The sequence below is a fragment of the Bradyrhizobium sp. 521_C7_N1_3 genome (genome assembly GCF_052075975.1).
Taxonomy (GTDB): Bacteria; Pseudomonadota; Alphaproteobacteria; order Rhizobiales; family Xanthobacteraceae; genus Bradyrhizobium; species Bradyrhizobium japonicum.
On sequence record NZ_CP197232.1, the window covers coordinates 4,377,945 to 4,393,941 of the forward strand.

Here is a 15,997-nt window from a genome sequence, read left to right on the forward strand (position 1 = left end):
AGGCGAAGGGACGTCATGGCGAAATACGGACAGAATGCCGACGCGATCGCGGCGCTGGTGCGCGAGGCCGAGGTGCATCGCGACGTCTATGTCGACCCCGAGATCTTCGAGCTCGAGATGGAGCACCTGTTCCCGAACAGCTGGATCTATGTCGGGCACGCGAGCCAGTTGGGAAAACCCGGCGATTTCATCACCGCCAATATCGGCCGTCAGCCGGTGCTGGCGAGCCGCCACACCGACGGCTCCATCCACGTCTTCTACAACCGCTGTCCGCACAAGGGCGTGAAGATCGCCTCCGAGCCCTGCGGCAACACCGGAAAGTTCTTCCGCTGCCCCTATCACGCCTGGTCGTTCAAGACCGACGGCTCGCTGCTCGCGATCCCTCTGAAGAAGGGCTACGAGGGCACCGGCTTTGGCGACACGCAGGCGAATGAGGGACTGTCGAAGGTCAGGAACGTCGTGATCTATCGCGATTTCATCTTCGCCCGCCTGAGCGATGACGGCGTGTCCTTCGAGGATTATTTCGGCGAGAGCCTTTCGACCATCGACAACATGGTCGACCGCTCGCCGGAGGGGAAGCTCGCAGTCCAGGCGACGCCGATCCGCTACATGCACACCTGCAATTGGAAGATGCTGGTCGAGAACCAGACCGACACCTGCCATCCGATGGTGGCGCATGAGAGCTCGGCCGGCACCGCGGTCAAGGTCTGGAAGCGCGAGCAGGGCTCCTCCACGGAGACGCCGATGGCGGTGCAGCTCTACGGTCCCTTCATGAGCCCGTACGAGTTCTACGAACAGAGCGGCATCAGGATCTGGCCGAACGGCCATGGCCATACCGGCGTCGCCAACTCCATCCATTCCAACTATTCGGACATCGAAGGCTATCTCGGCCAGATGGTCGCGGCCTATGGCGAGCAGCGGGCGCACGAGATCCTCGGCGAGGTCAGGCACAACACGGTGTATTTCCCGAACATCATGGTCAAGGGCGCCGTGCAGATCCTGCGCAATTTCATCCCGATCGCGGTCGACAGGACGCTGGTCGAGAGCTGGGTCTATCGCCTGGTCGGCGCGCCGGACAAGCTCTACGAGCGGGCGCTGATGTACAATCGCTTCATCAACGCGCCGACCTCGATCGTCGGGCACGACGATCTCGAAATGTACGAACGGGCGCAGGAAGGACTGAAGTCCAACGGCAATCAATGGGTCAATCTGCGGCGCCTCTACGAGAGCCATGAAGAGCAGGACGTCACGGCCGTGATCAACGGCACGTCCGAGCGACAGATGCGAAACCAGTTCCACGCCTGGTCGAAATTCATGACCATGGACATGGACAAGCGTGTCGAGGCCGCGGAATGATCGACGAGAAGGCCATCACGGACTTCATCTATCTGGAAGCCGAGCTGCTCGACACGATGCAATGGCAGGCCTGGCTCGATCTGTTTCACCCCGAAGGGCGCTACTGGATGCCGCTCGAATGGCAGCAGCAGGATCCGGTGCTGCAGCCGTCGTTGATGTACGAGGATCTGCTGCTCCTGAAGGTGCGGGTCGAGCGGCTCGCCGGCGAGCGGACCTTCAGCCAGAAGCCGAAGAGCCGTTGCCATCATCTTCTCCAGGCACCGCGGATCGTGGCGTGCGACCCGGCTGCGGGCGTCTACAAGGCGCGGACGTCCTATATCTACACCGAGACCCGCGGTGATCTGCTGGAGCGCTATTCGGGGTGGGCGTCGTACGAATTCGTAAAGGTCGGCGACGCCCTGAAGATCAAGCTCAAGCGGGTCGATCTCGTCAATTTCGACGCGCCGTTCGGCAACATCCAGCTTTTCATGTGAGTACGCCTTGACCGCTGCGACCACAGTCTACGCCCGCTTTCGTGAGACCGCCCTTCGCCGGGAGGAGGCGGGCTTCCTCAACGTGCTGCCGGAAACCGCCGATATCTATGGCATCGCGGCAGGCGAGATTTCCTACCGCGCCATGCTCGATCGGGTCGAGCGCTGGCGTTCGGCGTTTGCAAGCCGGGGCTATGGCGAGGGCCACAGGGTCGGGCTGCTGCTCCAGAACCGGCCCGTGTTCATCGAGCTGTGGTTCGCACTGAACGGGCTCGGCGTGTCCGTTGTGCCGATCAATCCCGATTTGCGGATCAGCGAGCTCGAATACATCATTGCGCATTCCGAGATGAATGCGGCGTTCGTCCTCGCCGAGCGGCGCGACGAGGTCGAGACCGCGGCGCGCCAGGCCGGCCGGCCGATCCCGGTCGTGACTGATCAGCACGACGTTCCCGTGCCCTTCGGAGGTGCGCGGCCTTCGACCGCCGGAACCGAGGCGAGCGAATGCGCGCTGCTCTATACCTCTGGGACCATGGGACAGCCCAAGGGCTGCGTGCTCACCAACACCTATTTCCTGCATTCCGGAAACTGGTATCGCGATGTCGGCGGGCTGATCGATCTCAAGCCCGACCGTGAGCGGATGATCACGCCGCTGCCGCTGTTTCACATGAACGCGATGGCGGTGTCGCTGATGGCGATGCTGTCGGTCGGCGGCAGCCTCACCATGCTCGATCGTTTCCATCCGCGCACCTGGTGGGCGTCCGTCCGCGACAGCCGCGCGACCTGCCTGCATTATCTCGGCGTCATGCCCTCGATGCTGATGAGTGCGCCGCCATCTGAGCAGGAGCGGGCGCACACCGTGCGCTTCGGCTTCGGCGCCGGCGTCGACAAGCTCCTGCATGCGCCGTTCGAGGAGCGCTTCGGCTTTCCACTGCTGGAGGCCTGGGCGATGACCGAGACGGGAAGTGGTGGCGTGATCGCCGCCAATGTCGAGCCGCGCAAGATCGGCACGAGCTGTTTCGGGCGTCCGGCCGCCGAGGTCGAGATTCGCATCGTCGACGATAGCGGCAACGACGCGCCGGTCGGGACGCCGGGCGAGCTCCTGGTGCGGCGCGCAGGTGCGGACCCGCGTTACGGTTTCTTCCGCGAGTACCTGAAGAACGAGGCCGCCACCGCCGAGGCGTGGGCCGGTGGTTGGCTGCACACCGGCGATATCGTGTCGCGCGATGCGGACGGCGACCTCCATTTTGTCGACCGCAAGAAGAACGTGATCCGCCGTTCCGGCGAGAACATTGCCGCAGTCGAGGTCGAGTCCGTCCTCAACCGCCATCCCGCAATCCGGCAGGCCGCGGTGGCCGCGACGCCCGATCAGGTGCGCGGCGACGAGGTCGCGGCGGTCATCATCGCCGAGGAGGCCGGTGCTGACCGCGCGCGCGCCGAGGAGATCGTGCGCTGGAGCCTGGAGCAGATGGCCTATTACAAGGCGCCGGGCTGGATCTGTTTCGTCGACAGCCTGCCGCTGACCGCGACCGAGAAGATCCAGCGCGGCGGCCTGAAGGATTTCGTCGCCAGGCTGATGCGCGACGGTGCGTTCTTCGACCTTCGCGACCTCAAGCGGCGGCAGGTTTGATCATGAGCGAGATCCGCACCACACTCATCACCGGCGGCAATTCGGGGATCGGCGAGGCGCTGGCGAAAAAGCTCGTCGAGAGCGGGCAGCGCGTGGTCTCGGTCGGGCTGGAGAAGCCGAACTGGACGCATGATCTGCTCGCGGCCTATCGCGCTGATCTCTCCGATATCGAGGAGACGCGCGCGATCGCACAGGAGATCTGCCGTGATCACGCCGTCGATCGCCTCGTGCACAATGCCGGCGTGATCCTGCCGAACCTGCTGCCCGATGCGAAGCCGGAAGACATCTTGATGCTGGCGCAGCTGCACCTGGGCGCGCCGATGCTGCTGACCCAGGCGGCGCTGGAGGGGATGCGTGCGCGCCGCTTCGGCCGCATCGTGTTCGTCAGCTCGCGGGCCGCGATGGGCGCGGCGACGCGGTCGGCCTATTCCGCGACCAAGGCCGGCGTGCACGGCATGGCGCGGACCTGGGCGCTGGAGCTCGCCGCGAGCGGCATCACCGTGAACGTCGTCGCGCCAGGGCCGATCCTGACCGACAATTTCTGGGGCATCATTCCCAAAGGCTCCGAGCAGCAGGAGCGGATGGCGCGCAACGTTCCGGTCGGACGGCTCGGCTCGCGCGAGGATGTCGCGCACGCCATCAGTTTCTTCCTCGATGAGCGATCGGACTTCGTCACCGGCCAGGTTCTCTATGTCTGCGGCGGCACCAGCCTCGTCGGGCTCGGTCCGTAACGCCCGCCACCTAGATCTGGTTCTGGCGGATGTTCTCGACCATCCTGGCCAGCACGCGCGCGCAGACCTCGATGTCGTCGGGCTCGATGCCTTCGATCAGCTTGTCGTAGTTGCTCGCCATGATCGGCCAGATCTTGCGCAGCAGCGCCTCGCCGTCCGGGGTCAGACCCACGACGCGGCGGCGCTGGTCTTCCTCCGCGATCTCGCGCTTGACGAGGCCCGATGACACCATGGACTCGACCATGCGACTCGCCGTCGACTGCTCGGTAACCGCGAGAACGGCGACCTCGTTGACCGTCAGGGTCTTGTAGATGAACAGGACCGACAGCGTCCGGAACACGACATTGTTGATGCCGTGGTCGCTCAGGTCGCGGTTCTGATCGAGATTCCAGCGATTGGCGAGCCGGTTGAACAGATACGGGATGTAGGTTTGCAGCTGGTCCCTCGTCCTCGGCGGACCCGACTTCCATCTGCTCTTGGATTCTCTGGCCATTATCTCTTGCGACTTTGCTTCTTGCTCTCGGTATGAAGTTTTGAAGAAAGGGATTTCAGTACGGACAGCGCACCGTCCAGCTCCCGGGCCGAAACGTTCTCGAGCCGTTTGCCGAGATGCTTCTTGTGGACGTCGGCCGCCTTCCTGAACAGCGCTTCGCCCTTCGGCGTCAGGCGCACGATGAAGGACCGCCGGTCCTCGCTCGACATCTCCTTGCTGATGAGGTCGTCGGCGAGAAGACGCTGCACCAGCCCCGAGACATTGCCGCCGGTGACTTTCAGATTTTGCGACAACTGCCCGAGCGCAAGGCCATCCCGATAGCGATCGAGCTGGGCCAGCACGTCGAATTTTGCGAGCGACAGGCCGAACTCGGAGTTCAGCATCGAATTCAGCGACGCGAACAGCTCGCCATGCAGCGACAGCAATTGGAGCCAGAGCCGGGTTTCGATCTGCCCAGGGACGGGAACAATGTTCTCTTTGAGTGCTGCCGACATTGCATGACCATCGAGTACAAGATGTCTCGTCGATTGGAGGGATTATCGCGGGTCTTTCGCTCCGATTAACAATTTGAGAATCGTAGTCAAGTCGCCTGATCCTGACGTCTTGGGGGGCGAACGGCAATCCACTCCGGCGTCCCCTCCGATGGAATCATGCAAAGGTCTTGATGGTCTGGATCACGCCGTCGAGCTCCTTCCCGGCGCTGTCCTTCAGCGCGGCCTCGCGCAGGCGGCGCGCCCAATCGGCGGCATCCTCGCGTCGTTCGACCAGCTTGATCGCGGCCAGCGTCCTGTCGAATTTGGACAGTCCCCGGCTGTGGGTATCGGAATAGCCCTTCACGAGGCGTCGGCATTGCAGGATCTCGACACCGAGCTGGTAGTTGGTGGCGACCGCGTCGGTTGCGGCCTTGAGCCATCCGTCCCGATGCGCGGTCTCGACGGCGTGACGCAGGGAGCGGCGTCGCAGGCCGCGCAATCCGGCCACGACGTAGAGAGTCAGGAACCAGGGCAGCGAGTAGGTCCGCACCCGGCGTCCCCGGTTGACGCGGCGATCGAGCCAGCCGAGGAGGCGCGGCCGCGCGCTGAGCCAGCGAGCAAAGCCCACAGGCAGCACGCCCATGACCTCCTCCACGCGCGGATGCATGAACTCGGTGGTCTGGAGCACCTGTCCCTGCGACATCTCGAGCTCGCTCTCGATGCGCGCGCGGCGACCGGCGCGTGTCTTCAGGTCGGCCACGCGGATGACGTCGTCATAGGTCATGGCGTTGGCGAGATACTTCGCCGCCACCTCCGTGAAGGCATAGGCGCGCGCACCACCGCCGGCGCTTCGATCGGCCGTGTGCAGCGTCTTGAGAATGTCGAGATATTCGGCGCCATAGGCGACGTCCTGGAAGCCGACGACCTTCCTCAAGCCCGCGCGGGCCATGGTGAGCGCAGGCTCGGGCAACTCCTGCTTCAGTCTGGCGATGAGCCCGGCAAGATCTGGATCGGGCGTCGCGGGAGAGGGGACGTGACCGGCCTGCTTTGATGGCGCCGGTGCTGCGACCTCGGGTGAACCGGTCTTGACCCGGTCAAACGCGGCTTCAAAGGTCTCCACGCTGGCCTTGGCGCCTTTCCCACCTGCGCGGATCACGTCGAGATAGCTGTCGCGGCTGAACGGCAGCACAGCGGCCGCCGCGAGCGCGCCGAACATCGCGGCCGAGATGACACTGCCATGCGCGATCGCCAGCGCATTCAGATCGAAGATGATCTCGGACTTGGCGGCAACCCCGATGGCGCCGGTGACGGCGCCGCCGTCGGCGATGCCATTGCCCGGTGCGATCTTCTCGCCGATCGCAAACGACCGGTGGTTGGATGCGATCAACGTGGTGCGATCCGGCGTCACGAGGCCGCGCAGGATCGACCGGCCGGCCTCCATGAATTCCGCCGCCATCACCACGTCGACGTCGCCGGGCGTCGGCATCAGCGACAGGATCGGCTTGCGGCCGTCGAGCGGCGGCATCGCCTCGATATAGTAGATCGTGGCGCCGGTGCGCTGGGCGACGCCGGGCACCGAGGTCGATTGCGCGACCCAGCCGTGGTTCTCGGCCAACTGAACGATCCAGTCGGTCAGCACGCCGCCACCCTGGCCACCCATCGCGACGATCGCGATGGAGATCGGCCGCTCGGTTGCCTCGCCGGCGGCAGGGAGGGCCAGCCGGACCGTCTCGTCTCTCATGCCAACGCCTCGAGTGCCGGACGCCGGCGATCACGCCGCCGTTGCAACCAGCCGATCACGGCCATCGCGACCCTGGATTTGAACCTGTCCCAGCCGGTCGGATTGTGAATGACGTCCGCGCGATAGAACGAGGGGCAGAGCACGGCGGCCTCGGAGACCTCGCCGCAATTGCCGCAGCCGACGCAGGAATTGTCGATCGCCGCAACGGGATCGTCGCGCAAGGGATCGTCCAGCTGCTTCACCGAAAGCGACGGGCAGCCCGAGAGCCGGATGCAGGCATGGTCGCCCGTGCAGACGTCCTCGTCGACACCGAAGCGCTCCTTGACGATGCGCACTCCGTCCTTGATCGCCTTGTTGATCTGCGGCTTCACGCGGCGCTGCTTGTTCAGCATGCATTCGGAGGAGGCGACGATGACCTTGGGGCCTTCCTCCTTGGTCGTCAGGGCTTCCTTCAGCGTGTCGCGCATCTTGCCGACATCATAGGTGCGGTCGAGCTGGCGAACCCACTGGCCGCCGATGCCCTTCACGGCCTTGACGATCGAATTGTTGGTGTCGCGCCGCTTGTTGATCGCGCGCGAGGACAGGATGTCCTGACCGCCGGTCGCCGAGGTGCAATAGTTGTCGACGATGACGAACACGCCGTCGTGCTTGTTGAACACGGCATTGCCGATGCCGCTGGTCAGTCCGTTGTGCCAGAAGCCGCCGTCGCCCATCACCGCGATCGAGCGCTTGTCTGCCTTGACGTTGAAGGCCGAGGTCGAGGCCGGGCCAAGGCCGAAGCCCATGGTGGTCGCGCCGATATTGAAGGGCGGCAGGATCGAGAACAGATGGCAGCCGATGTCGGCCGAGACATGATGCTGGCCGAGCTCTTCCTCGACGAGCTTCATGGCGGCGAAGATCGGCCGCTCCGGGCAGCCGGTGCAGAGCCCGGGCGGGCGCGCCGGCACGACCTGCTTCAGCCTCTCGACCGCGGGGTGATTGAGCACGGGAACGGCGTCCGGCGCCGGTGGCCGGTTGCCGAGCAGCCGCGGCTGGGTCTTCTCCAGGAAGTCCCTGACGCCGCCGAGCAGGACCTGCGCGGTGTAGTCGCCACCCATCGGCAGCACGTCCTTGCCGTGGATGCGCGCCTGGATGTCCCTTCGGCGGAGCACGGTGTTGATCGCCTGCTCCAGATATTCCGGCTGGCCTTCCTCGACGATCAGGACGGCGTCCTTGTCGACGCAGAACCCCGCGACCTCGGTGTCGATCACGGGGTAGGTGACGTTCATGACGTAGAGCGGAACCTGGGTGTTGCCATAGGCATCCGACAGCCCGAGATATTGCAGCGCGCGGATCACGTTGTTGTACATGCCGCCTTGCATGATGATGCCGACCTTGCCCTGCTTCGGCCCCATCCATTCATTCAGCTTGTTGTCCCGGATGAAGCCGATCGCGGCGGGCATCCGCGTCTTGATCTTCTCCTGCTCGTGCTCATAGGCCGCCGGCGGCAGCACGATGCGGTTGACGTCGCGCCTGGGGCTGTTGAGCGCGTCCTTGATGGTGTGCGCCGGCTTGACGTTGTCCTTGCAGGCGAAGCTGCCGTGCATGTGACAGGCGCGGACGCGAACCTCGAGCATCACGGGCGTGTTCGAGAATTCGGAGAGCTCAAAACCCTTCTCGATCAGATTGACGATGCATTCATGATCGGGGCGGGGATCGAGCAGCCACATCTGCGATTTCATCGCGAAGGCGTGGGTCCGCTCCTGCATGATGGAGGAGCCTTCGCCATAGTCCTCGCCGACGATGATCATGGTGCCGCCGGTGACGCCGCCCGAGGCGAGATTGGCGAGCGCGTCGGAGGCGACGTTGGTGCCGACCGTCGACTTCCACGCCACCGCGCCGCGCAGGGGATACATCACCGAGGCCGACAGCATCGCCGCCGCAGCCGCTTCGTTGGCGGAGCTCTGGAACACGACGCCGAGATCGTCGAGCACGTCCTTGGCGTCGGCGAGCACGTCCATCAGGTGCGAGATCGGAGAGCCCTGGTAGCCGCCGACATAGGCGACGCCGGATTGCAGCAGCGCCTTGGTGATGGCGAGGATGCCTTCGCCGCGGAACGTATCGCCGTCGCCGAGCCGGAGATCCTCGACTTCGCGAGCAAAAGACCGTTCAGCCATTGCACCCTCCAGAAATATGCGATAGCATACGTTTACATGTGAAGTAAGTCAACGCCGCGCCATGCTATCACGCTTGCCGACCTCTGCTCCGGCAAGGCGATCATGAGCCAGCGGCAGGGTAGGGCCAATGCTGAAGCTGCCTCGCTTTAGAGCTGCCGCCGTCCAGGCTTCACCTGTCTATCTCAACCCGGGCGCGACAGCCGACAAGGCGGCTTCACTGGTGCGTGAAGCCGCAGCCAATGGCGCGAAGCTCGTCGCGTTCCCCGAAGTGTTCGTTCCCGGCTATCCCTACTGGAACTGGATCACCGATCCCGTCACGGGCAGCGCATGGTTCGAGAAGCTCGCCAAGGCATCGGTGCTGGTGCCGGGTCCGGAGGTCGATGTCGTCAGGAAGGCCGCGCGCGATACCGGATGCTACGTCGTGCTCGGCGTGAACGAGCGCAGCCCGGTGTCGCTGGGCGCGATCTACAATACCCTGGTTTTCATCGGGCCGGACGGCGCGGTGCTGGGCAAGCACCGCAAGCTGGTGCCGACCTGGGCGGAGAAGCTGACCTGGACCGGCGGTGACGGATCGAGCCTGCGCGTTTATGATACCGAGATCGGGCGTCTCGGCGGGCTTGCCTGCGGCGAGAACACCAACACGCTCGCGCGCTTTGCGCTGTTGGGTCAGGGTGAGCTCGTGCATGTCGCCAGCTACATCTCGCTTCCGGTCGCGCCCCCCGACTACGACATGGCGGAGGCGATCAAGTTGCGCGCGATCGCCCATTCCTTTGAGGGCAAGATTTTTACGATCGTCTCCTGCTCGACCGTGTCGGAGGAGATCATCACGGCGATGGAAACCGTCGTCCCCGACGCGCGTGCGCGCCTGCAGCGCAAATCGAGCGCGTTCTCCGGCATCATCGGACCTGACGGCCGCGTGGTCGGCGATCCCCTGATCGACGACGAAGGCATCGTCTACGCCGACATCGATCTCGACCGCTGCATCCAGCCGAAGCAGATGCATGACATCGTCGGGCACTACAACCGGTTCGACATTTTCGATTTACGGGTCAACCGTCGTCCGCTGGCACCGCTCGGCCTCGCAGACAGTGAGGGCGATGACGCGGGGCACGGCTTCACGCCGATCCCGCTGAGATCGGAATAATGGTTAGGCGCGTCGATAAAGCGGCGCCACGAGACAGGACTTGGAGGATAGGATGCGCGAGAACGTCGTCGGCCGGGCCAATGTCGAAGATACCCCCGAGCTCAAGGCCTACTACAAGGACCTCGAAAAGTACGAAGCCGGCGCGCTGTGGACGGTCGCCAACAAGATCGAGCCGTGGGCGCCGCAATCGGCGTCCGTTCCCGTGCTCTGGCGCTACAACGATCTGCGCGAGCACGTGCTGCGCTCGGTCGAGCTGGTCTCGCCGGAAAAGGCGGGGCGGCGGGTGATCTATCTCAACAATCCCGGCCGCCGCGACGTGTCGGCCGCGGTCGGCTGGCTTTATTCGGGATTGCAGGTGATGCATCCCGGCGAAGTCGCAACCGCACACGCGCACTCGGCTTCAGCCCTGCGCTTCATCATGGAAGGGGCGGGCGCCTACACCATCGTCGATGGGCACAAGATGACGCTCGGGGCGCGGGATTTCGTGCTCACGCCGAACGGCACCTGGCACGAGCATGGCGTCGAAGCCAACGGCTCGGTCTGCATCTGGCAGGACGGCCTGGATATCCCGCTGGTCAACGCGCTGGAGGCGAACTTTTTCGCGGTCCATCCCAAGGTGCAACAGGAGGACTCCGGCTATCCCGTGGACGACATGACCAAGACCTGGGGCAATCCCGGGCTTCGGCCGGCGGACTCGAAATGGTCGAAGGGCTATTCCCCCATGTTCAAATACGAATGGGAGCCGACCTACGAGTCCTTGCGCAAATACGCCGCCGCGACCGACGGTTCGCCCTATGACGGCATCCTCATGAACTACGTCAATCCGATCACCGGCGGGCACGTGATGCAGACGATCGGCGCGAGCATGCAGCTGCTGCGGCCGGGCGAGAAGACGAAGTCGCACCGGCATACCGGCAGCTTCATCTACCAGGTCGCCAAGGGCCGCGGCTATTCGATCATCGCCGGCAGGCGCTTCGAGTGGCAGGAACGCGACATCTTCTGCGTTCCCTCCTGGGCCTGGCATGAGCACGGCAATGCCTCGGGCAGCGAGGACGCCTGCCTGTTCTGCTTCAACGACCTGCCCGTCATCGAGAGTCTCGGCTTCTACCGGGAAGAGGCCTATGGCGACAACGCCGGCCACCAGCCAGTCGCCGCCTGACGTCCCCCGCAGAATTCAACCGAAAGAGCCGGATAGAGCTTCATGCGCCTTGTTACCTACACCTTGGGCTCCAGCGGTGCCCGCCTCGGGGTCCTCGTTGACGGATTGGTCGTGGACGTCGAGCACCTCGGTGCGTCGCATAGCTTTGCATGGCCGAGCGATATGCTGTCGTTCATCGACAACAGCGTGACATTGCTGCCGGCGCTGAAGGAGCGCCTGGACGATGCCAAAGGACGCTTGCCCGCCGCCTCCGCCGTTCCGGTCGAAGACGTGAAGCTGCAGGCGCCGATCCCGCGGCCCCGCAAGAACATTTTTGGTATCGGCCTGAACTACCGCGCGCATGTGGCGGAGTCCGCCAAGAGCCTGGACACGGACAGGGATCTGCCGAAGCAGCCGGTCGTGTTCTCCAAGCCGCCGACGTCGGTGATCGGCCCCGGCGGCGCGATCCAGCACAATGCGAAGATGACGCAGCAGCTCGACTGGGAAGTCGAACTCGCCGTCATCATCGGCAAGACCGCAACCCGCATCGCGACCGACAAGGCGATGGACCACGTCTTCGGCTATTCGGTGATGATCGACATCTCCGCGCGCGACAATCGCCGCGCCGGCCAGTGGATCTTCTCCAAGGGCATGGACACCTATGCGCCGTTCGGCCCCTGCATCGTGACCGCGGACGAGATCCCCGACCCGCATGACCTGCGGCTGTGGCTGACCAAGAACGGGGTCATGAAGCAGGACTCCAACACCAAATACATGATCTTCGACATTCCGGTCCTGATATCGGACATTTCATCGGGCATGACGCTGGAGCCGGGCGACATCATCGCGACCGGAACGCCGGAGGGCGTCGGCGCCGGCAGGACTCCCCAGGAATGGTTGTGGCCGGGCGACGTGGTCGAAGCCGGGATCGATGGCGTCGGCATCATCCGGCATCCGGTCGTTGCGATCTGATGACGTCGTTCTCGTTCGACCGCGAGCTCAGGTTCGGAGACTGCGATCCCTCGGGGATCGCGTACTTCCCGTCCTACCTGAACATCCTCAACGGCGTCGTCGAAGACTTCTGGGCGAGGATCGGCTTTCCGTGGCCGGAGCTGATCACGGTCCGGAAGATCGGGACGCCCACGGTGCACCTGACCTGCGACTTTTCCCGGCCGTCGATGTTCGGCGATCACCTGACGTTCAACTTGCATATCAGCCGGGTCGGCGGATCGTCGCTCCATCTGGAGCATGTCGTCTCGGGCGCGAACGGCATGCGCTGGCGCGCGCGGCAGATCCTGGCCGCGACGTCACTGGTGGATCATCATGCGATCCCGTGGCCGGATGACATTCGCGCCGCGCTGATGGCCCATATGAGCGTGGGCGAGGGCACCGAGGCAGCACCCGTATGATCTCGCTCTTCATGACATTCTCCGATCCGGCAGGCGAACGGCGAATTCATCCTGATGAGGTTGACGCCGTAGCGGAGCTGGTCGGATCGATCCCTGATATGACCGAGAGCCTGCTGTTCACGCCGCTCGAACAGTCGGTCGATCATCCCTACAAGGCCGATGGATCCGGCCCGGTGTTTGCGCTTCAACTACGGTTTCCGGACCTGCTCGCCTGCGAGGCGGCGATGGACCGCGGCGGCATCCTTGCCGGTCTCGCGACGGGGGCCGGACTAGCGAGCCTCACCGGCTTGGACGTCACGCACCAGGTCATGCTGACACGCGCGTTTCCCGTCGACGTCGCCGAACATCCGGCAGGCACGACCACTCCGTGCAGCTACCTCGTGCACTATCCCGGACCGGCGGAGGACATGAACGCCTGGAACCTGCATTATCTCGAGCAACATCCATCGATCATGCGAACCTTCCCTGATGTTCGCCAGATCGAGATCTACACCCGCATCGATTGGGTCGACCGGCTGCCGTCGCAGCGCGTCGAACACATGCAGCGCAACAAGCTGGTGTTCGACAGCCCGCAAGCCCTCGCGCACGCGCTCGGCTCCGACGTGATCCAGCGGATGCGCGCGGACTTCGTCCAGTTCCCGCCCTTCGCAGGCGGCAACAAGCATTTCCCGATGCTGACGCGGGTGGTCAGGTCTAGGCCTCAGAGAGCCGCCTGACGACGACCTGATCGCACTGCGGCTTCGGGCCAAAAGCCGCCATCCCCGCCGTATCGCGTCGTATCAGCGCCGACATCCTGATGCTAGATTTCACGGCGGCAGGGAGCACCTGCTTCCTGCTTCAGACCGAACAGGAGGACGACATGCCTGATAGCGTCTACAAGGTCATTGAACTGATCGGTACCAGCGGCGACTCATGGGAGAAGGCGGCCGCCAATGCGGTCCAGCAAGCCGCAAAATCTCTCCGGGATCTTCGCATTGCAGAGGTCGTCAAGCTCGATATCCAACTGGATGAGAAGGGAAACGTAGAGGCCTATCGCGCCAAGCTCAACGTCTCGTTCAAGTTCGAGGGGTCCTGAGCCTCGGCACCTCGCCCCCGCTTGCGGGGCGAGGTTGGCTCACTGGAGAAAGGCGCGCGGCCATCCGGGAAGCAGTGCCCTGGTCCAACTGGGGGCCGGTATGCTTTGATGCGTGGGACGGGAACTGCAACGCGTGGTGACCTCATGTACATCGTCATTCGCAAGTACACCAAGATTCGTTCGGTTGCGGACGCCGCTCGCCGCGCCAAGAGCGGCGTCGGTCAGATCCTGAAGCAATCGCACGGATTCAGATCGTACTACGTGCTGGATGGGGGCGACGGCGTCGGTGTCGCCGTGATGATATTCGAGGACCGCGAAAGCGCCAACGCGGCGAACGCCATGATAATGGAGTTTATTCAGGCAAGTCTGCATGACCTCGATCTCGGGGATCCCGAAATCACTGCCGGCGAAGTGTTGGTCAATATAGAACCTGATGCGTCCTCGGGCATAAAGTATTCGTAAACGCCGCCAGTTGTGTGGGGGGGCGCCCCCTGGCGCTGCTGTCGACCCGATCGCCGTCGCGTAGGAGCGATCGCGGCCTGGACATCCGGAGGTCGTCCGTCAGGCATGTTCGACGGCGCATGCTTTTCGAGGAGTAACAACAACATGAGGCAGCACGATTTCGAAGCATTTTTCATCACGGCGACCTGCTGGACGCCGCTCGTAGCTATGGGCACCGCGATGCCGCCTCGAGATCCTGATGACGACGAGGAGGACGACGAGGACGACGAAGAGGAGGATGAAGCCGACGAACCGGCAGTCGTACGCGAGCCGGATGAAGACTAGGCCGTGAACCCATAAAGTAGGGAGGACCGGCGCTGCATGACGCCGAGCATTCGACAAGCCTTGAGCATATTGCGTCAGAGCGATAGCAGTAGGTGTGGCAATCTCGCTCCTGCGAATTAAAGCACTTAAGCCAACCTAAGGACGCTCAATCATGCTCACCGTCTATGGCGAAGGTCGTGGGTTCCGTGTCGTTTGGCTGCTCGAGGAATTGGGGGTGGCTTATCGGCTGCGCCCGGTCGATCTGTTCGCTGTCGAGAATGATCCCGATTTTCTTGCGATCAACCCCGCCGGCTTTATCCCGGCGCTGCAGGACGGCGAGATGATCATGGTCGAGTCGATCGCGATCCTCGAATACCTGCTCGCCCGCCACGGCCCGAGCCCGCTCGCCGTCGGCCCGGATGATCCGGCTTTCGCCGCCTATCTGCAATTTCTTCATTTGGGAGAGGCTGGGCTCGCTGGACCAATGAACGCCGTCATCGTCGGTCGCGCATTCGCCCCCGCAGCGGAGCGAAACGCCCGGGTCACATGCTGGGCACTGGAGACCTTTCATAGCCGGCTGGGATTGGTCATCCAACATCTCGCAAGTCGTCCATTTCTCGCCGGAGACCGGTTCACCGCTGCTGACATTTCAGTGAGCTACGCTCTCCTGCTTGGTCTGCGAACCGGCAACTATACTCCGGGTTCAGTCGAGCGTGCCTATCTCGCCCGCACGACGACACGCCCCGCCTACGCCCGGGCGATGGAAATCTGCCAAGCCACCAAAACTTGGGCGGAGAGATCACCGAGGTTGTAGAGCCAAGTCGTGAATCCATAGAAGGGATTCCCACGAGCGGCCTGGACTAGCCAGTGTCGGTCAGTTCGCGCTATAATGCCTCATGGGCTGGGATGCGAAAGACGTAGCGCTGCTCAAAAGGCTCTGGGCCGCAGGACAGAGCGCGGCACAGATTGCGCGCCGTCTCGGGTGTAGCCGTAACGCGGTCTGCGGGATGCTAACCCGTTCAGGCTTGAAGCGTGGCCACAAGCCGCCAACAGCAAGACCCAAGATAAGGCCGCCCCCGAAGCCAAGGCCGGCGTCGTCGGCCGCTCTGGTACGTCGAGTAGAAAAGAAAGTGTCGCGGAGCAGCGCAGAGAGGCAGCAGCCCAAGGAATTCAGCAAGCAGCAGCTGTATGCCATTCTCGCTGAGGCGGTCAGGAACACTGGCTAAGCGCTAGCCACGACGGGCGTTAAGCTCTGCGTCCGTGCCCTGGTCCAGCTCGCACGGCTCGGCTGTCGTGACCATTCCCCAAGCCTTGGTCTGCTTCGGGTCAATCGCGTCGGTTTGGTTCTACCGAGACGACTTCCGGTCAGCCCCAGTGAGCGGACATCTTTAGTACCCCTCGCGAGGTCTCAAACGGCCC

General features: G+C 63.7%; 18 protein-coding genes. 14 read left to right on the top strand and 4 right to left on the bottom strand.

Translation table 11 applies throughout. The features are described 5' to 3' along the window. The first annotated feature begins 15 nt into the window (after positions 1 to 15). Genes AB7008_RS19980 through AB7008_RS19995 form a run of 4 tightly spaced genes read left to right on the top strand, consistent with a single transcriptional unit; the run spans position 16 to position 4,184 of the window. Positions 16 to 1,356, top strand: coding sequence for a Rieske 2Fe-2S domain-containing protein (locus AB7008_RS19980; RefSeq protein WP_248882461.1), 1,341 nt, complete (start codon positions 16 to 18; stop codon positions 1,354 to 1,356). Then, positions 1,353 to 1,829, top strand: a complete 477-nt coding sequence (locus tag AB7008_RS19985; RefSeq protein ID WP_441259372.1) for an aromatic-ring-hydroxylating dioxygenase subunit beta — start codon at positions 1,353 to 1,355, stop codon at positions 1,827 to 1,829. Before AB7008_RS19980 ends, AB7008_RS19985 begins: the two co-directional genes overlap by 4 nt. A gap of 7 nt (positions 1,830 to 1,836) precedes the next feature. Next, positions 1,837 to 3,453 carry an ATP-dependent acyl-CoA ligase gene (locus tag AB7008_RS19990; RefSeq protein ID WP_441259373.1) on the top strand — a complete coding sequence of 539 codons (1,617 nt, stop codon included), beginning with the start codon at positions 1,837 to 1,839 and terminating at the stop codon, positions 3,451 to 3,453. A 2-nt stretch (positions 3,454 to 3,455) separates the two neighbouring features. Then, positions 3,456 to 4,184, top strand: a complete 729-nt coding sequence (locus AB7008_RS19995; protein WP_248882464.1) for an SDR family NAD(P)-dependent oxidoreductase — start codon at positions 3,456 to 3,458, stop codon at positions 4,182 to 4,184. 10 nt (positions 4,185 to 4,194) lie between these two features. Here AB7008_RS19995 and AB7008_RS20000 read toward each other — a convergent pair whose 3' ends face one another. From AB7008_RS20000 to AB7008_RS20015, 4 genes are all read right to left on the bottom strand, one after another. After that, positions 4,195 to 4,677, bottom strand: coding sequence for a MarR family winged helix-turn-helix transcriptional regulator (locus AB7008_RS20000; RefSeq protein ID WP_014496304.1), 483 nt, complete (start codon positions 4,675 to 4,677; stop codon positions 4,195 to 4,197). After that, the gene (locus AB7008_RS20005) at positions 4,677 to 5,171 is read right to left on the bottom strand and encodes a MarR family winged helix-turn-helix transcriptional regulator (RefSeq protein ID WP_441259374.1); all 495 of its coding nucleotides are present in this window, start codon (positions 5,169 to 5,171) and stop codon (positions 4,677 to 4,679) included. Before AB7008_RS20005 ends, AB7008_RS20000 begins: the two co-directional genes overlap by 1 nt. Before the next feature lie 154 nt (positions 5,172 to 5,325). Further along, positions 5,326 to 6,891, bottom strand: a complete 1,566-nt coding sequence (locus tag AB7008_RS20010) for an indolepyruvate oxidoreductase subunit beta family protein (RefSeq protein WP_441259375.1) — start codon at positions 6,889 to 6,891, stop codon at positions 5,326 to 5,328. Continuing rightward, positions 6,888 to 9,047, bottom strand: coding sequence for a thiamine pyrophosphate-dependent enzyme (locus tag AB7008_RS20015; RefSeq protein WP_441259376.1), 2,160 nt, complete (start codon positions 9,045 to 9,047; stop codon positions 6,888 to 6,890). Before AB7008_RS20015 ends, AB7008_RS20010 begins: the two co-directional genes overlap by 4 nt. Before the next feature lie 127 nt (positions 9,048 to 9,174). Between AB7008_RS20015 and AB7008_RS20020 the strand changes: the two genes are divergently transcribed. The 10 genes from AB7008_RS20020 to AB7008_RS20065 all read left to right on the top strand — a co-directional run bounded on the left by AB7008_RS20020 (position 9,175) and on the right by AB7008_RS20065 (position 15,804). Then, positions 9,175 to 10,191, top strand: a complete 1,017-nt coding sequence (locus AB7008_RS20020; protein WP_441259377.1) for a carbon-nitrogen hydrolase family protein — start codon at positions 9,175 to 9,177, stop codon at positions 10,189 to 10,191. Between the two features lie 52 nt (positions 10,192 to 10,243). After that, on the top strand, positions 10,244 to 11,350 hold the full coding sequence (locus AB7008_RS20025) for a cupin domain-containing protein (RefSeq protein ID WP_441259378.1): 1,107 nt from the start codon (positions 10,244 to 10,246) through the stop codon (positions 11,348 to 11,350). A 42-nt stretch (positions 11,351 to 11,392) separates the two neighbouring features. Next, complete coding sequence (locus AB7008_RS20030) at positions 11,393 to 12,301, top strand: fumarylacetoacetate hydrolase family protein (protein WP_441259379.1); 909 nt, start codon at positions 11,393 to 11,395, stop codon at positions 12,299 to 12,301. Next, positions 12,301 to 12,738: an acyl-CoA thioesterase gene (locus AB7008_RS20035; RefSeq protein ID WP_304493733.1), complete on the top strand. Its 438-nt coding sequence runs from the start codon at positions 12,301 to 12,303 to the stop codon at positions 12,736 to 12,738. Before AB7008_RS20030 ends, AB7008_RS20035 begins: the two co-directional genes overlap by 1 nt. Continuing rightward, a complete protein-coding gene (locus AB7008_RS20040) occupies positions 12,735 to 13,454 on the top strand; it encodes a hypothetical protein (protein ID WP_304493734.1) in 720 nt (239 codons plus the stop codon). Before AB7008_RS20035 ends, AB7008_RS20040 begins: the two co-directional genes overlap by 4 nt. A gap of 80 nt (positions 13,455 to 13,534) precedes the next feature. Further along, a complete protein-coding gene (locus tag AB7008_RS20045; protein WP_304493735.1) occupies positions 13,535 to 13,813 on the top strand; it encodes a dodecin family protein in 279 nt (92 codons plus the stop codon). A gap of 144 nt (positions 13,814 to 13,957) precedes the next feature. Further along, complete coding sequence (locus AB7008_RS20050) at positions 13,958 to 14,275, top strand: hypothetical protein (RefSeq protein ID WP_304493736.1); 318 nt, start codon at positions 13,958 to 13,960, stop codon at positions 14,273 to 14,275. A gap of 144 nt (positions 14,276 to 14,419) precedes the next feature. Further along, positions 14,420 to 14,599, top strand: a complete 180-nt coding sequence (locus tag AB7008_RS20055; RefSeq protein WP_248882473.1) for a hypothetical protein — start codon at positions 14,420 to 14,422, stop codon at positions 14,597 to 14,599. Between the two features lie 151 nt (positions 14,600 to 14,750). Further along, positions 14,751 to 15,392 (top strand): glutathione S-transferase family protein, encoded by a 642-nt coding sequence (locus AB7008_RS20060; RefSeq protein WP_304493737.1) that lies wholly within the window; start codon positions 14,751 to 14,753, stop codon positions 15,390 to 15,392. 82 nt (positions 15,393 to 15,474) lie between these two features. Continuing rightward, complete coding sequence (locus AB7008_RS20065) at positions 15,475 to 15,804, top strand: GcrA family cell cycle regulator (protein ID WP_304493738.1); 330 nt, start codon at positions 15,475 to 15,477, stop codon at positions 15,802 to 15,804. Positions 15,805 to 15,997: the final 193 nt, after the last annotated feature.

What these genes read in the sequence shown, in the direction of transcription:
- AB7008_RS19980 (WP_248882461.1), top strand. Translation starts at nt 16, where the DNA reads ATGGCGAAATACGGACAGAATGCCGACGCGATCGCGGCGCTGGTGCGC.
- AB7008_RS19985 (WP_441259372.1), top strand. Translation starts at nt 1,353, where the DNA reads ATGATCGACGAGAAGGCCATCACGGACTTCATCTATCTGGAAGCCGAG.
- AB7008_RS19995 (WP_248882464.1), top strand. Translation starts at nt 3,456, where the DNA reads ATGAGCGAGATCCGCACCACACTCATCACCGGCGGCAATTCGGGGATC.
- AB7008_RS20000 (WP_014496304.1), bottom strand. Translation starts at nt 4,677, where the DNA reads ATGGCCAGAGAATCCAAGAGCAGATGGAAGTCGGGTCCGCCGAGGACG.
- AB7008_RS20005 (WP_441259374.1), bottom strand. Translation starts at nt 5,171, where the DNA reads ATGTCGGCAGCACTCAAAGAGAACATTGTTCCCGTCCCTGGGCAGATC.
- AB7008_RS20010 (WP_441259375.1), bottom strand. Translation starts at nt 6,891, where the DNA reads ATGAGAGACGAGACGGTCCGGCTGGCCCTCCCTGCCGCCGGCGAGGCA.
- AB7008_RS20015 (WP_441259376.1), bottom strand. Translation starts at nt 9,047, where the DNA reads ATGGCTGAACGGTCTTTTGCTCGCGAAGTCGAGGATCTCCGGCTCGGC.
- AB7008_RS20020 (WP_441259377.1), top strand. Translation starts at nt 9,175, where the DNA reads ATGCTGAAGCTGCCTCGCTTTAGAGCTGCCGCCGTCCAGGCTTCACCT.
- AB7008_RS20025 (WP_441259378.1), top strand. Translation starts at nt 10,244, where the DNA reads ATGCGCGAGAACGTCGTCGGCCGGGCCAATGTCGAAGATACCCCCGAG.
- AB7008_RS20030 (WP_441259379.1), top strand. Translation starts at nt 11,393, where the DNA reads ATGCGCCTTGTTACCTACACCTTGGGCTCCAGCGGTGCCCGCCTCGGG.
- AB7008_RS20035 (WP_304493733.1), top strand. Translation starts at nt 12,301, where the DNA reads ATGACGTCGTTCTCGTTCGACCGCGAGCTCAGGTTCGGAGACTGCGAT.
- AB7008_RS20040 (WP_304493734.1), top strand. Translation starts at nt 12,735, where the DNA reads ATGATCTCGCTCTTCATGACATTCTCCGATCCGGCAGGCGAACGGCGA.
- AB7008_RS20045 (WP_304493735.1), top strand. Translation starts at nt 13,535, where the DNA reads ATGCTAGATTTCACGGCGGCAGGGAGCACCTGCTTCCTGCTTCAGACC.
- AB7008_RS20050 (WP_304493736.1), top strand. Translation starts at nt 13,958, where the DNA reads ATGTACATCGTCATTCGCAAGTACACCAAGATTCGTTCGGTTGCGGAC.
- AB7008_RS20055 (WP_248882473.1), top strand. Translation starts at nt 14,420, where the DNA reads ATGAGGCAGCACGATTTCGAAGCATTTTTCATCACGGCGACCTGCTGG.
- AB7008_RS20060 (WP_304493737.1), top strand. Translation starts at nt 14,751, where the DNA reads ATGCTCACCGTCTATGGCGAAGGTCGTGGGTTCCGTGTCGTTTGGCTG.
- AB7008_RS20065 (WP_304493738.1), top strand. Translation starts at nt 15,475, where the DNA reads ATGGGCTGGGATGCGAAAGACGTAGCGCTGCTCAAAAGGCTCTGGGCC.